The sequence below is a fragment of the Oceanisphaera profunda genome (assembly GCF_002157895.1).
Classification (GTDB): domain Bacteria; phylum Pseudomonadota; class Gammaproteobacteria; order Enterobacterales; family Aeromonadaceae; genus Oceanimonas; species Oceanimonas profunda.
Genome location: NZ_CP021377.1, coordinates 115,399 through 130,455, shown reverse-complemented (window position 1 = coordinate 130,455; position 15,057 = coordinate 115,399). Strand labels below are relative to the sequence as shown.

The 15,057-nt window shown below is 49.8% G+C and carries 12 protein-coding genes; 4 read left to right on the top strand and 8 right to left on the bottom strand.

Features of this window, described 5'->3' with window-relative positions; genetic code table 11:
- Window positions 1-40: 40 nt before the first annotated feature.
- Window positions 41-1,633, top strand: coding sequence for an ABC-F family ATPase (locus tag CBP31_RS00590; RefSeq protein WP_087034399.1), 1,593 nt, complete (start codon window positions 41-43; stop codon window positions 1,631-1,633).
- 700 nt (window positions 1,634-2,333) lie between these two features.
- Here the strand turns inward: CBP31_RS00590 and CBP31_RS00585 are convergent.
- The 6 genes from CBP31_RS00585 to mtgA form a co-directional block, all read right to left on the bottom strand.
- Complete coding sequence (locus tag CBP31_RS00585; RefSeq protein WP_087034398.1) at window positions 2,334-3,188, bottom strand: universal stress protein; 855 nt, start codon at window positions 3,186-3,188, stop codon at window positions 2,334-2,336.
- Window positions 3,189-3,366: 178 nt separating this feature from the next.
- Entirely contained in the window at window positions 3,367-4,218 is an 852-nt protein-coding gene (locus tag CBP31_RS00580; RefSeq protein ID WP_087034397.1) for a universal stress protein, read from the bottom strand.
- Between the two features lie 67 nt (window positions 4,219-4,285).
- A complete protein-coding gene (locus CBP31_RS00575; RefSeq protein WP_087034396.1) occupies window positions 4,286-5,770 on the bottom strand; it encodes a SulP family inorganic anion transporter in 1,485 nt (494 codons plus the stop codon).
- A 146-nt stretch (window positions 5,771-5,916) separates the two neighbouring features.
- Window positions 5,917-7,491, bottom strand: a complete 1,575-nt coding sequence (locus tag CBP31_RS00570) for a cation:proton antiporter family protein (protein ID WP_087034395.1) — start codon at window positions 7,489-7,491, stop codon at window positions 5,917-5,919.
- 54 nt (window positions 7,492-7,545) lie between these two features.
- Window positions 7,546-8,298: an HAD-IIA family hydrolase gene (locus CBP31_RS00565; protein WP_087034394.1), complete on the bottom strand. Its 753-nt coding sequence runs from the start codon at window positions 8,296-8,298 to the stop codon at window positions 7,546-7,548.
- A 102-nt stretch (window positions 8,299-8,400) separates the two neighbouring features.
- Window positions 8,401-9,075: a monofunctional biosynthetic peptidoglycan transglycosylase gene (gene mtgA, locus CBP31_RS00560; protein WP_087034393.1), complete on the bottom strand. Its 675-nt coding sequence runs from the start codon at window positions 9,073-9,075 to the stop codon at window positions 8,401-8,403.
- Window positions 9,076-9,264: 189 nt separating this feature from the next.
- Between mtgA and CBP31_RS00555 the strand changes: the two genes are divergently transcribed.
- The 3 genes from CBP31_RS00555 to CBP31_RS00545 all read left to right on the top strand — a co-directional run bounded on the left by CBP31_RS00555 (window position 9,265) and on the right by CBP31_RS00545 (window position 12,313).
- Window positions 9,265-10,287, top strand: a complete 1,023-nt coding sequence (locus CBP31_RS00555; RefSeq protein ID WP_087034392.1) for an adenosine deaminase — start codon at window positions 9,265-9,267, stop codon at window positions 10,285-10,287.
- Between the two features lie 159 nt (window positions 10,288-10,446).
- Entirely contained in the window at window positions 10,447-11,319 is an 873-nt protein-coding gene (locus tag CBP31_RS00550; RefSeq protein WP_087034391.1) for a flagellar protein MotY, read from the top strand.
- Between the two features lie 202 nt (window positions 11,320-11,521).
- A complete protein-coding gene (locus CBP31_RS00545; protein WP_087034390.1) occupies window positions 11,522-12,313 on the top strand; it encodes a sulfite exporter TauE/SafE family protein in 792 nt (263 codons plus the stop codon).
- Window positions 12,314-12,762: 449 nt separating this feature from the next.
- On the opposite strand, the gene lpxM is transcribed toward CBP31_RS00545, so the two are convergent.
- Complete coding sequence (lpxM, locus tag CBP31_RS00540) at window positions 12,763-13,731, bottom strand: lauroyl-Kdo(2)-lipid IV(A) myristoyltransferase (protein WP_087034389.1); 969 nt, start codon at window positions 13,729-13,731, stop codon at window positions 12,763-12,765.
- A 311-nt stretch (window positions 13,732-14,042) separates the two neighbouring features.
- Window positions 14,043-14,840, bottom strand: a complete 798-nt coding sequence (locus CBP31_RS00535; RefSeq protein ID WP_087034388.1) for a DUF3025 domain-containing protein — start codon at window positions 14,838-14,840, stop codon at window positions 14,043-14,045.
- Window positions 14,841-15,057 lie beyond the last annotated feature (217 nt).

The window sequence follows — 15,057 nt, the reverse complement described above, 5'->3', positions numbered from 1 at the left end:
CACGCCTGTCTTCTTCGTTCGTTAATTGTGAGTTTGCTTCTTGATTTCCACCAACAATATCACCATGCAATTTGGCGCTAAGCCGCTGTTTGAAAATATCTCCGTTAAATTTGGCGACGGCAATCGTTATGGCCTGATTGGCGCCAACGGCTGTGGCAAGTCTACCTTCATGAAAATTTTGGGTGGCGATCTGGACCCCAGCGCCGGTCACGTGAGCTTGGATGTTAATGAGCGTCTGGGTAAGCTGCGCCAAGATCAATTCGCCTATGAAGAGTACCGAGTGTTGGACGTGGTGATGATGGGCCACACTGAATTGTGGGCCGCTCTTCATGAGCGCGATGCGATTTATGCCAACCTTGAAGCCACCGACGAAATGTACATGCGTGCCGCCGAGCTTGAAGGCGAAGTGGCCGAATACGACGGTTACACTGCCGAATCTCGTGCCAGTGAACTGTTATTAGGCGTAGGCATAGCGCTAGAGCAGCATACCGGCCCCATGAGCGAAGTGGCACCGGGCTTAAAGCTGCGAGTGTTATTGGCACAAGCCTTGTTCTCGGATCCAGAAGTGTTGCTGCTCGATGAGCCGACCAACAACTTGGATATCGACACCATTCGCTGGCTAGAAAGCGCGCTGAACGAGCGTAACAGCACCATGATCATCATTTCCCATGACCGTCACTTCTTAAATAGTGTCTGTACTCATATGGCGGATTTGGACTTTGGTGAGCTGCGCGTTTATCCGGGCAACTACGACAACTACACGCTGGCGTCTAACCAAGCCCGTGAGCGTTTGATGTCTGATAACGCCAAGAAGAAAACCCAAATTGCCGACTTGCAGTCGTTTGTGGCGCGCTTTAGTGCCAACGCTTCTAAGGCGCGTCAGGCAACGTCACGTGCCAAGCAGATCGACAAAATCGTCTTGGAAGAAGTAAAAGCTTCCAGCCGTCAACACCCCTTTATGCGTTTTGAGCAAGAGAAGAAGCTGTATCGTAACGTGCTCGAAATGGAAGACATGTGCCAAGGCTACGACGGCAATGTGCTGTTAAAAGACCTCAATGTGTTGGTTGAAGTGGGCGAGCGCATCGCGATTTTGGGTGCCAACGGTATTGGTAAAACCACACTGGCAAAGACTCTAGTAGGCGAATTAAAGCCCATGAGCGGCCGTTGTAAGTGGTCAGAAAACGTTAAAATTGGTTACTACGCGCAGGATCACGCCAGCGACTTCGATATGGACATTACGGTGTTCGATTGGATGAGTCAGTGGCAGCAAGCCGACGACGATGAGCAAAGCATTCGTGGCGTATTAGGCCGTTTACTGTTTAGCCAAGACGACATCAAAAAGAAAGTGAAGGTGTTGTCCGGTGGTGAGCAAGGTCGCATGCTGTTTGGCAAGTTGATGATGCAAAAGCCAAATATTTTGGTGATGGATGAGCCAACCAACCACTTGGATATGGAGTCTATTGAGTCACTAAATATGGCCCTTGAAATGTATCCTGGCACCTTGATCTTCGTGTCTCACGACCGTGAGTTTGTATCATCATTGGCGACACGTATTATCGAGTTGACTGAAGATGGTCTGCGTAACTTTAGTGGCAGCTACGAAGAGTACTTGCGTGAGAAAGGCGTGCTGTAAGCGAGTCTTATTTAAGTAACACGTTAAGTAAAAACGCCCCAGCGAGCTAAGCCCGCTGGGGTGTTTTGGTTTTTTTAAGTCTTTAGTTACTAAAGTCTAGAGCTGTTTTTGCAACGGAAGAACACGGAACGCACGAAATTCAGCAAGAGTGATAGAGCTTTTAGGAGGTAAGATCTTACCCTTAATGATTTATCATTCTTCGGACTTGTCTTTCTTTTTCCGTGCCTCACGCAACAAAGAGGCGTGGCAAATAAGTCTTTATCTTACCTGATTACCCACAAAGCTCAGCTATGTTTCAGTAAACTCATTATCAATTAATTCAATATGTTACAGGTAGACATGTCGATTATCCTACTGGCCATACGTTCAAGGCCCACAACCACGCCAAATTTCACAACGTTGCACCGTAGAGGCCGCTTTAGCTGGCCGGTGGCGCGGAGCGCCACCAAGATCTTCAAACCGCACGGCGTTGACAAAGGCACCTACAAAACACACCTCGTTTAACATTGATGTGGTTTGTAGGTTCTTGTTTTACTGCGTAAAACCGGCCAGCTAAAGCGGCCTCTACCGCAAAGAGATAGCCTTGCTGCACCCTGCTTGTATTGATATCGCAGCAGGGTATGGATACGAGAAAAGAACAAACCAAAACAGCGCACATCATGGCTGAGGGTCATACGTAATCAGGTTATCTTAAGATCACTTATCTTAATATCAATAATGGCTTAGTGGATTCTTTCAACATCAAGTCGGTAATACTGCCCAGTAACCACTGGCGGATGCGGGAGTGGCCATACGCGCCCATCACCATTAGGTCGATGCCTTGCTTGTCTTGATAATCCAGTAAGTTCTGCTTCACATCACCTTGCAAGAGTGCCGAGGTGACGTTTAAACCGGCCACTTCTAATTGCAGTCGTGCAGATTCTAACTGTTCTAAGTTCTGGGGATCTGGGCTGGCTACCATCACTAAATGGCATTCTAAGCCACGAAACAGTAAAGACGACGCCAGCATATCCACGCCTTTGCGGGTGGTGTCACTGCCATCGAAGGCGAGCATGATTTTTTGAGGCTGCGTAAACGCATCCCAAGTCAGCAATAAGTGCTTGTCAGTGGTGCGGATAACTTGTTCTACATGGCTACCTAAGCGGCCCACGTGATCGTCTTCGTTGGCCCCTTGGCGGCCCATCACCAGTAACTGGCAATAATCGTCGTATTGTTCAATTTCATGAACCAGTCGACCCACGCGCTGTATGGTACGTGGCGGCGCATAACCCTTGCTTGCTACATGATTGCTGGCTTGCTCCAGTACTTGGCGGCTGTGCTCTTTGGCCAAAGCGTCGCGTTTTTGGTCAAGGTCAACCAGTTCTTGAGTAATGTTATCTTGTGGAGTAAGGCTGGCAGCACCACTGATGCTAAATAGCATAGTGGGCTCGGATTTGGGTAAAACATGCAATAACACCAAAGAGGCACCCAGCTGACTGCTGGCCCAGGCTGCATAATCACACACTGTGGTGGTGTGTTTGGAACCGTCAATACAGGCTAATACATTTGTTTTCATGTGGTTCATCCCGATGATAAGTTATTGACTTTACATACAAGAATCGCGGGGGCTCCGATCTAAAATCAATGTAGCACACATTAAACGGCTTGTGGCTGGGTTGGCATCAAGTTTCATAATCTTGTCATAAAACCAGAGAATGACGCCGTTTAGCGTTATTCTCTGGTGGTTTGCGTTTTTAGCGCAAGATAAGCAAGGGTACTTTGGCTTGCTTGATCATGGCCAAGGTGGTGCTGCCGAGCAGTAATTGACGGATCCGAGAATGCCCGTAAGCCCCCATGATCATTAATTCAATACCTTGCTCGGCTTGATATTCTGCCAAGGTTTCTTCAACGGGACCGGGTAAAATACGGCTCACCGGTGTCATCTCTGCTTGTTGTAATAATGCACTGGCCCACTTGAGTTGCTCTTGGTGGGCGTCGCTATTTTCACCCACGAAAATGATATGCACCTCCAGCCCCACTAATAAACGACTGCTGGCGAGCAAGGTTACCGCTTGGCGGGTGCTGGCGCTGCCATCAAAGGCTAACAGCACCTTGTTAGGAGCCTTAAAGTAATCTTTAGTGAGTAAAATCGGGCAGCGCAAGTTGCGGGTAATGGCTTCTACATGGCGACCCAAGTGTGGGGAGTCCGCCGCTGAGTTTGCTCCATGTCGGCCTAGCACTACCAGCCGGGTGCTGGGGGCAAACTCTACTAAGGTTTCGAGCAAGTCGCCGTGGCGTTGAATAGGGTTTGCCAACACGCCGCCTTTGAGCACGTGTGCTTGAATGGCTTCCAACAGCAATCGGCCTCGCTCACTAGAGAGCTTGTTTTGCTTGGCATCCAGCTCACTTAAATGTGCCAATAATTGCTCTTGGCTGCCCAGGCCAATGCTGCCACTTAAATCGGCTGGCACCGGTGCCGATATTTTATTCGGCACATGCAATAAATGCAGAGGGGCTGCTAGACGCAGGCTGGCCCAAGTGGCGGCGTCGGCCACGGCGTTGGCATAACGCGAGCCATCAATACAGGCGATTACATTTGCGGTCATATTTACTCTCCTTGGGCCAAGTATGAGCGGGTGCTTATGTTTGCTCGAGTGCTCATGCTCGCGCTCCTTACTGGTCGGTTAGCTTAATCGTAGTCTTAGCGTCTTGATGCAGACCAAAGCGATCCACTAAGGTAGCACTGGCCTCATTAAGGCCGATAATCTCCACTTCTGCGCCTTCGCGTTTAAAGCTTAACACCACTTTATCCAATGCGGCGATGGCACTGATATCCCAAAAATGCGCGCGGCTCACATCAATGCTTACTTTTTGTAGCACTTCTTTAAAATCAAAGGCGGCCACAAACTGATCCTTAGAAGTAAAAAATACTTGGCCGACCACTTGGTAGTTGCGCGCGTTTTTTATCGGTTGGCTACTGGTTACCGTGAGTAGGCGACTGATCTTATGGGCAAAGAATAAGGCACTTAATAATACGCCCACCAAGACGCCGTACGCCAAGTTATGGCTATACACCACCACGGCCACGGTGGCTATCATCACTATGCTGGAGCTGGGCGGGTTGGACTTAATGTTTACGATAGAGCTCCAGCTAAAGGTACCAATAGACACCATTATCATTACCGCCACCAAGGCCGCCATCGGGATAAGTGATACCCAAGGGCCCAAAAACACCACCATTAGCAATAACACCACACCGGCCACCAAGGTCGATAATCGGCCTCGACCGCCGGATTTGACGTTAATAACTGACTGGCCAATCACGGCACAGCCGGCCATGCCGCCCAGTAAACCGGTGGCTAAGTTGGCGATACCTTGGCCCTTACATTCGCGGTTTTTATCACTTTGGGTGTCGGTGAAGTCATCCACTATGGTGGCAGTCATCATGGACTCTAACAAACCCACAATAGCTAATGATAAAGAGTAGGGGAAAATAATGGCCAATGTTTCAAAATTGAGTGGTACATCGGGCCACAAAAATATGGGCAGACTGCTGGGCAGCTCGCCTTTGCTGCCCACATTCGGCACTTCTATGCCAAAGTAAACGGCGACCAGCGTCAAAATAACGATACACACTAAAGGGGAGGGCAGCACTTTACCTAAATAGGGGACCAGCGGCAGCAGGTAAACAATCGCCAAGCCTGCGGCTGCCATGGCGTACACATGCCAATTGCCGCCCATCAGCTCTTCAACTTGCACCATAAAAATTAAAATCGCCAAGGCATTAACGAACCCCGTGACCACCGAAGTGGACACAAAGCGCATTAGCTGGGCTAAACGAAAATAGCCCACCAGTAGCTGTAACACGCCACAGAGCAAGGTGGCGGCCAGTAAATACTGCAAGCCGTGATCTTTCACCAGTGTGACTATCAACAGCGCCATAGCACCGGTAGCCGCCGAGATCATGCCTGGCCGTCCGCCGGCAAAAGCGATCACCACCGCCATGCTAAAAGAAGCGTATAAACTGACCTTAGGGTCTACGCCGGCGATGACGGCAAAAGCGAGGGCTTCGGGGATCAGCGCCAAGGCCACCACTAGGCCGGCCAATACATCGCCGCGAATATTAAAAAACCAAGTCTGTTTTAACTGAGATAACATGATAAAAATTCCAAAAAATAACAAATGATATAAACGGGATAGAGATGTAGGTGAAATAATTCAGCACCAAGCACCAAGCACCAAGCACCAAGCACCAAGCACCAAGCACCAAGCACCAAGCACCAAGCACCAAACGATAAATATCCTTACAACGGATGTGACTCAATGACGTGGCGCGCAAAGCCACTGCCGGCTTCTTCATAGATATTAAAGATATCATCAGCCCCTAAATCACGCAGTTGCGCGCCTTCATCCGGGTAGCAAATAATGGCCGCGACGCGACCTTTAAAGTGGTTGTGGCGAATTTGCTCCAGCGCATATAAGTTACCCGCATGATTGGGCATGGCGAGAAAAATATATTCCACCTGGGTACTAATACTGGTTTTATCCCAAAAATCCGAGTCAGAAGCGTCGCCTTCAATGGCATTAATATTGAGCTCGTTGAGCAAAGCTACTTTTTTACTGTCGCTGTCTATTCCTAACAATTGACCCGGATAGCGGGCTTCTAGCTCCATATAAGCCCCTTGGCCGATACGGCCCATACCCACTATAAGTACATGGGCATCACCTAATTCGATGGGTCTGTCATCGGGATGCAGTTGGGTGTGCTCGCGGGGATTAAAACGCTGCATTAAACGGCGATATAAGCTTTCGTTATGGCTATTCAGTGGTGCGGACACCACAAAAGAAATGGCCAGCGCGATAGACACTACTATTGCCCAGTCGTTACTGAGCAAGCCTTGCTGAGCCGCCAAGGCCGCCACAATTAAGCCAAATTCTGAATAGTTAGATAGGCTAAAGGTGGCCAGCAAAGAGGTACGAATACGCAGCTGTGAGCGATTATAGAACCAATAATAAATCAGGCTTTTCACCGGTAATACCAGTAACAAAATAGCGGCAATCCAGAGTGCGTCCAGCGTTGGCATACCTTTGAGGCCAATGCTCAAGAAAAATGCCACTAAGAACAACTCTTTCATGTTAAACAAAGACTTAGCTAAGGACGAGGCGCTGTAATGGCCGGCTAACATCATACCAATAATCAAGGCACCTAAATCGCCTTTCAAGCCCACCAGCTCAAAACTGCCCGCGCCCACCACTAAAGCTAAAAATACTGCAAACAAGGTTTGCAGCTCGCCGTGGCCAATGCGCGCGAGAATTTTAAAAGCCAGCCAGCGTACCAGTGGTAATAATGCCAACAAGCCGAAAGCCCACAAGCTTGGCACTTTACCCTTAGAAATGGTTAAGAATGCCACCGCAAACAGATCTTGCATCACCAATACACCAATGGCGATACGGCCGTAAAAGGTGTTCATGTCACTGCGCTCTTCAAGTACTTTAACCGCAAACACGGTACTCGAAAAACTTAAAGCAAAGCCCATCAGCATGGCTTGGCGCCATTCCAGCTCGGCGGCCAAACTAAAGCCGATGGTTTTTACGGCCAGTAATACCAGCGTAAAAAACAAGGTCGACAGCACTATATGGCCCAAAGAGGTGCCCCAGACCTCTTTTCTCAGTAACACCTTTAAGTCCAGCTTCAGCCCTATGCTAAACAGCAGTAGCGTGACGCCTAAATTGGCCAGCGTTTCTAGGGTGTCGTTACTGCTATAGCCCATGGCGTTGAGCACAAACCCCGCCGCTAAAAAGCCGATTAGCGGCGGCAAGTTAATGAGATAAACGGCCAAGCCACAGCCAAAAGCAATAACAATAAAGATCAGATCCATGAGCTCTTCTTACGTTGAAAACCAATTAAAACAACTTAGATTAAAATAAACAGCTTAAAACAAATCAATGTCGGCCACAGAGGCGTACACGTGCTGTGGGCAAAAGGGCATTTTATCAATATCGCTGACTTGACTGACGCCGGTCAGCACCAGCACCGTATCTAAACCCGCTTGAAAGCCCGCTAAAATATCGGTATTTAGATTGTCACCGATGATCAGCGTGTTTTCCGAATGGGCGTCCATGTGATTGAGTGCCGCGCGAATGATCCAAGCGCTGGGTTTACCCACATAAAACGGCTTTTTGCCGGTCATGCGTTCAATAGGCGCACACAAGGCACCGCAAGCGGGGTGCATATTCGGGCCATGGGTGTCGGGATTGGTGGCGATAAAGCGCGCCCCTTGTGACACAAAACGTGCGGCCATTTGTATCATCGACCAATTGTAATTGCGCGTTTCGCCCACCACTACAAAGTCTGGGTCTATGTCGGTAATGGTGAAGCCGGCATTATAAAGCTCATGGATCAAGGCGCCTTCGCCAATTACATAGGCTTTTTCGCCACTTTGGCGTTTTAAAAAATCCGCCGTGGCCATGGCTGAGGTATAAAACATCGACTCAGGCACTTCAATACCGGCGGCGTAAAAACGGTTTTGCAGATCCTTGGGCGTTTGCGCCGGGTAATTGGTTAAAAATAACAGATTTATCCCTTGCTCGAGTAGGCGCTTTACAAACAGATCGGCACCGGGTATCAAGTCATTGTTGTGCAAGATGACGCCATCAATATCACAAATCACATTTTTCTTAGTCACGGCACCTCTCCTTGCTGCATTATTTTATTTATCTTATGGATTACGGAGCGCTGCCGGTTCATAGGGCAGTCACAATGCCACCCATCAGGTGGCTCGCGTAGTTTATTTACTGACGCAGCTAAGCAATGGACCCAGCTGTGTTACCCGCAACCGAATGGTGGCGGCTCGGCCTTGTACATAAGCCGAAGGTCGTCCGGCATTATATTGGCGAGGGCTAGGTAGCACCGCCGCTAAGAGCGCAGATTGATAAGGCGAAAGTTTGGCCGCCGAAGTATTAAAGTAAGCTTGTGCCGCCGCTTCTGCCCCATAAATACCTGGGCCAAATTCGGCAATGTTTAAATACAAGGTCATGATGCGCTCTTTGGGCAGCATCAGCTCCAGCATGGGCGTATAAACGGCCTCTAGCCCTTTGCGTACCCAACTGCGGCCTGGCCATAAGTACAAATTTTTCGCGGTTTGCATACTAATGGTGCTGCCGCCGCGCAGTTTACCTTCATTTTTAAATTCGCTTGCCACATCGGCAAAGGCGTCCCAGTCAAAGCCGCTGTGTTGGCAAAATTTATTATCCTCACTGGCAATCACAGAAGCTTTCAATGAGTTAGCGATGCGGTGTGCCGGTTGCCAGTGTTTGCTTAAGCTTTCGCCCTCAATCAGGCGGATCAGCATTAATGGCGTGACGGGTACCGGTAAAAAACGATACACCAAGGTCAACAATAACGGCAGTACAATCACCAAGGCTAACAGCCAGCGCACCAGGCGCTTGAGAAAAGAAAACATCAATAAAGGGTCCTTTATAAGGGGCGTTTGCTATTAGGTCACACTTCCAACCGTTAGCCCAGCGCCGTGCTGGCGTTTATGGTTAAATTTTTGTTATGTTGATACTTTACTTAAGTGCGCTATTTACGTGAACTTAACGTCGAATTGAGCTGGCGACTATTAGCTGGTCGATGGCTCTGGAGAAACGCCATGTCAAATTTTATCAGTGACTTACCCAAAGTAGAGTTACACCTGCACATAGAGGGCACCTTGGAGCCCGAGCTGGTATTTGCGTTAGCAAAGCGTAATGGTATCACTCTCAATTACTTAGATGAAAGCGCCTTACAGGCCGCTTATCAGTTTGACGACTTGCAGTCTTTTCTTAATGTCTATTATTCGGGGATGCAAGTGTTGCTCACCGAGCAGGACTTTTTTGACTTAACCTGGGCTTATTTAGTGCGCTCGCACGCCGATAAAGTGCGTCATGTAGAGATTTTCTTTGATCCCCAAGCGCATTTGGAACGAGGGGTGCCCATGGCGGCGGTGGTCGAGGGCATAGTGCGCGCGCTGGAACAAGCGCGACAACAATGGGGCTTAACCAGCCGCTTAATTATGTCGTTCTTACGCCATTTATCCGAAGATTCAGCGTTTGAGACGCTAGGCTTGGCGGAACCCTTCCGTCATCATTTATCTGGCGTGGGGCTAGATTCGGCTGAAAAAGGCAATCCTCCGACTAAGTTTGCCCGGGTTTACGCGGCCGCCCTTGAACAAGGCTATCGCTTGGTGGCCCATGCGGGAGAAGAAGGGCCGGCCAGCTATATTCGTGATGCACTGGATATCTTAGGCGTGGAGCGCATCGATCACGGCGTGGCCGCCATTACCGACCCGCCTTTAATGGCGCGCTTGGCTCAAGAACGTATTCCGCTCACCGTATGCCCGCTGTCTAATTTGAAGTTAAAAGTGATTAATCACATGAGTGAGCTGCCGATCCCGCAATTTTTGGCCGCCGGCGTGTGCGTGACCATTAACTCAGACGATCCGGCCTACTTTGGCGGTTATATGAATGCGAACTATCAGGCGCTGCAAGAAGGTTTAAATTTAAGCGATGAAAATATATTAGAGTTGGCGCTAAATAGCGTAGAAGCCTGTTGGTTATCGCCAGAAGAAAAAGCACATTTGGCCGCTGACATTCGTGACCACGGCCACGCTTATGGCGTTGTGTTACCCAGCTAAACGGCATTGAGCACCCCGTATAAGAACGACCACTGCAGCAACCCGTGCGACAATGTCTAATCTTGCGCACGGGTATCCGCCCCAAAAGCGACCATTAAATTCCTAAAGAATAAATGCCCTTAGCCGATACTAATATTATCGATTTATAGGAGAGCTGGCGTGCGCATCATATTCTTACTGGCAGGGCTAACTCTGTGCACTACCGCTTGGGCACAGCCCCGCGCCTATATTGCTAATTTAGATCAATCTTTATGGCGGCTTACCGCAGACTCGGCCATTGAGTGCCGATTAGAGCACCCCATTCCCAGCTTTGGCACCGGCGCCTTTATTAGTGAGGCGAGCAAAAACATTAACTTAGTGTTCGCCCTTAGCCCGCTGCGTGCTCAGCCGCGCACTCAAACCGCCTCGCTCGTCAGTCAGTCGCCACAGTGGCAACCTGGCCGTGGCGCTCAGCATTTATCACGAGTGACCTTTTACCAGCAGTTTGATGCCATGGTTGAGCAGCAGGCGGCGTGGGTGATGCTAGATGAACTGAGCCAAGGGCGTTGGCCGACTTTTTATTTTGATGATTGGTATCGCAAAGGCCAGCTCACCAGCGTGGGGTTATCATCGGTCAACTTTCGGGCCCGCTATGCGGCTTTCTTGGATTGTCAGGCCAGTCTTTTGCCTTACAGTTTTGAAGACATCGCCTTTAGTGTGCTCAACTACGTGAATAACGCCGATATGCTGACCGAGCACTCCAGCCAGCGCTTAGCCATGATTGCTGAATACGTGAAGGCCGACCCTAATATCGATAAGGTAGAAATTAATACCTACACCGACAGTTTTGGCACCGCTTATCATAATAAAGACTTGTCCCAAAAAAGAGCCAAAGCCATTAAAGCCTATTTTTTAGAGCTGGGCTTACCAGAAGGCAGCATCAGTCTAGAAGGGCACGGCGAGCGCCGCCCGATTGCCGACAACCGAGGTGCAGAAGGCCGTGATACCAACCGGCGCGTGGTCATCAGTCTAGGCGCAAAAACTCAAATTTAGCGTGAGTACAGCGCTGAGTATCAAGTTATACCAAACACCGAGCCATCAGCTCGGTGTTTTCGTTTTCACGCTGGAGCATGGATACGAGGTGCTGGTTTTACGTGGCGCTGCAAGACCCTATTTTTATCACTGTGCTTTACAGGCATAATGTCGGACTTATTTGATATCACACTTATTAAAAACAATCCGTTAGGAATCAATCATGACTTGGTTAATGTATCTGGCCTTGGGCGCTTTTGCTGGCACCTTGGCGGGCTTATTTGGGGTGGGGGGCGGCTTAATTATTGTGCCGGTGCTAATTATCAGTTTTAAATTGCAAGGCATCGGCGGTGACCTGGTAACGCACATGGCGGTAGGTACCTCACTGGCCACCATTATGTTTACCTCGCTCAGTGCTATTCATACCCATCATGGCCGCAAAGCCATAGACTGGCGTTTAGCGGCCATGCTCTCCGTGGGCATTGTGGTTGGCGCTTGGCTCGGCGGCTATACGGCGGACAAACTATCTGGGCCCTTACTGCAGCGTTTGATTGGGTTATTTGCGTGGTTAATGGCGGCACAAATGCTGTTTGGCTTAGCGCCTAAGAGTGGCGCACAACTGCCGGGTAAACCGGTGCAAGTAGCGGTGGGCGGGGTTATTGGCTGGGCGTCCGGTATCTTTGGCATTGGTGGCGGCTCGCTCACGGTGCCGTTTTTAAGCTGGTGCTCGGTGCCCATGCAACGCGCGGTGGCGGTGTCTGCGGTGTGTGGTTTCCCCATCGCTTTAGTGGGCGCGCTCAGTTATGTGGTGCACGGGTTGGCTCATGAAGGCTTGCCGGCCGAGGCGTGGGGTTATGTGTATTTACCGGCCTTAATCGGCGTAAGTTTAGCCAGTATGCCTTTTGCCCGCTTAGGGGCGACCTGGGCACATAAACTCTCTGCCGTGGCGCTTAAACGCAGCTTTGCTGTTTTCTTAATTCTTGTGGGCGCCAAGTTCTTGTTTTTTCCAGGCTAAGCCGCGACTTAGGTTTGCGACAACATAGGTTATATGTCGTAAGTAAAAAAACGCCGAGTCTTAGACTCGGCGTTGTTGTTTTTAGCGTTGCTGCGCAAAGCCGGCCAGCTTTTCGCGCTAGCTTTACGCAGCTCGGTTGTGATGCGCTTTATTCGGTCATCGAGCGTAGCGCGGCAATCCATGCTACAACGGCGCGGTATATAACTCTGGATTGCCGCGTCGTTGCACTCCTCGCAACGACCAAGGTTACGGTTTAGCTCTGGCTTGTTGTACGGTCGAATTCATTCGACCGTTTGAGGCTTGATCACAAGATCTACACTAAGTTGTAATACATTACATACGTGCTTAGCGCTGCTCTTTCTTAATTAGCCAGTCATCAATACGACCCACCAACCAGAGTGTAAGCAGGCCCACGCTGACCCAGAGTAAATATTCCAGTGCTGCTGCCATTAGCGCTTTCTAATGGCGCGAATACCGGCTTCATAACGGCCTTCATCGCTATCGACTTGGGTTTGAAAGTACTTTAAAAACCACATGTATTGCTCGGGCCATTCAATTAACAGCGCTTCTATTTCCGCGTTCATGGCGCGGGTGTCGGCGGCTAAATCTGCGGTAGGATAAGGCGCCATGGCCGGGCGCATGATCAGCTCATAACGATGCAGTTTGGTGTTATACACGCTGAGCACCGGTATTACCTTGGCACCGGTGAGCTTCACCAGCTTGGGCAGTGCGGGCAGGGTGGCTTTAAGCTCGGCAAAAAAGGGCACAAACAAGCTGGCTTCTCGGCCATGGTCTTGGTCGGGCAAATAAAAGAAATGTTTGCCAGAGCGAATGGTTTTTATCACCGCTTTAATGCCCGCATCGCGCTCGTAAACAATGCCATTAAAACGGGCGCGCTGGCGGTTAATAAACCAGTCAAACACCTGATTTTTAGCGCTGTGCATCATGGTGCACATGGGTAAGCCTAACGAAGTTAAATACAAACCGCCGGCATCTATGGCCCAGGTGTGAGGGATCATAAAAATGATTTTTTCGTCTGCCGCCAAGCAGGCATCTAGGTGCTCTTGGCCTTGCACCACAAACCGGCTTTGCAAATAGTCTTTACTGCGGGCCGTCCACTCTCCGTAACTGATAAACGTCATCAAGCCGGCGCGAATAGAATGGGCCAAGATGTCATCCACTTGCTGCGCGCTCAGCTCAGGAAAACACAGCTTAATGTTGGTACGGGCAATATAGCAGGGCTTTTTGGCCAAGCGCATCAGTAACGGCGTAAAAGCACCGGCAAAGGCATCGCGTGCGCGCACTGGTAGCCACGCCAACAGCCATAATGCGGCGATGGCCAGCCAAGTAGGCCAGTATTTTGGATGCAAATAATGACGTTTAAACGTGAGGTCATAAACGGGGTCAGCCACAGACACAGCAGATTCCTTTTAGTATTGAGACGAGCAGTGTAAAAAAAAACGACTTACAAATCATCTATTACGTTTTTAGCCCTACGCGATAACAGACCAGATCCCTATAATACTTTGCCACAAACGCACCGGCGCCGTTCACGAGCGACAAGCAGTAACAGCGCTAAGCGCCCAGCTAACATATAAACAGCGCCCTTTGTTCAGCTCGGTGCTCGGCGCTGCCTTTCACTGTCAGATCTGATCTCTATTATTCCGTGTTCTGCTGTGACTCTCGTAACAAAGAAGCGTGGCAAATAGTCTTGAGTCATTTGATCTTGTTACCCTTCACCCTTTAGCTGGCGCGCCGGGCGAAAGTAATCCTGATTTTCATAAAATGCCGGGTCTTCGTTTGCGGGCCACCAATCGGGAATGCCCAGTAATGGTAACGGCAGCAAGGGTCTAGGCCGGTCAAACAAGGCCGAGCGCTCCAGCTCAATGGCCAGCTGTGGGTCGAGGCGGGCATATTGCTCGGCCCGTGTCAGCGTAAAAAAGTCAGGCTCCACCTCAATCAGCACGCATTTGGCCGTTAAGCCAATAAAAGGCGCTAAGGCTTGCTCATATATGGCGTGACCAAATATAAACGGCTGCCACTGGCTACCAAAGCAGTCGCGTTGCTCGATAAACAGCGTTTGCCAAGCATGTTGTTTTAAAAGCGTTTGTACCTCGGCTTTATTGGTGACTGCCAATACCAAACCACATTCATCAAAATGGGTAATGCGGTCTCGCCTTGGGGTGCGCTTTAAACCCAACGCGCTGATGTCGTCCATGTGCAAACGGCTGAGCAAAGCTTTAGTTTGCGGGAATAAAGCCCAGATCACCGCGCCAAAAAAATCATGCCAGTTTTGTGCGCGGGTGGGTACTAAGCCTTGGGCCACCGCTTGTTCGTAGTAGCAATTAAGCGCATTAAATTCTGCGTCATTAATAAAGCGCACCGGCAAGGGCTCACCGGATAATGACGGGTTTAAGTGCACATTGAGCTCGGCCACCGTTGGCCATTGCTGATGGTCAATATCAATTAAGCCTGCCAGTTGTGCGAGCAGGGCATTACGCTGGAACACATCGGGATCCCAATCCATGATTACTACTCACTTCTTAAAATTGGCACATCATAACATAAGGCTAACCCGCCCATCAGCGCCGCGGGATGGTTGAAAGATTTACGCCTAGGTTGCAATGCGAGAACAAGTGTTCGCCTACAAAAGATACTGCACTTGTAGCCCGCCGTCTCTTCGGCGAAGAGGACTTCGCGGGGTCAGCGTAGCTGGCGGGTTTTAAGATTTACACCTGCGGAGT

What these genes read in the sequence shown, in the direction of transcription:
- CBP31_RS00585 (WP_087034398.1), bottom strand. Translation starts at nt 3,188, where the DNA reads ATGAAAACAAATGTATTAGCCTGTATTGACGGTTCCAAACACACCACC.
- CBP31_RS00580 (WP_087034397.1), bottom strand. Translation starts at nt 4,218, where the DNA reads ATGACCGCAAATGTAATCGCCTGTATTGATGGCTCGCGTTATGCCAAC.
- CBP31_RS00575 (WP_087034396.1), bottom strand. Translation starts at nt 5,770, where the DNA reads ATGTTATCTCAGTTAAAACAGACTTGGTTTTTTAATATTCGCGGCGAT.
- CBP31_RS00570 (WP_087034395.1), bottom strand. Translation starts at nt 7,491, where the DNA reads ATGGATCTGATCTTTATTGTTATTGCTTTTGGCTGTGGCTTGGCCGTT.
- mtgA (WP_087034393.1), bottom strand. Translation starts at nt 9,075, where the DNA reads ATGTTTTCTTTTCTCAAGCGCCTGGTGCGCTGGCTGTTAGCCTTGGTG.
- CBP31_RS00555 (WP_087034392.1), top strand. Translation starts at nt 9,265, where the DNA reads ATGTCAAATTTTATCAGTGACTTACCCAAAGTAGAGTTACACCTGCAC.
- CBP31_RS00545 (WP_087034390.1), top strand. Translation starts at nt 11,522, where the DNA reads ATGACTTGGTTAATGTATCTGGCCTTGGGCGCTTTTGCTGGCACCTTG.
- CBP31_RS00535 (WP_087034388.1), bottom strand. Translation starts at nt 14,840, where the DNA reads ATGGATTGGGATCCCGATGTGTTCCAGCGTAATGCCCTGCTCGCACAA.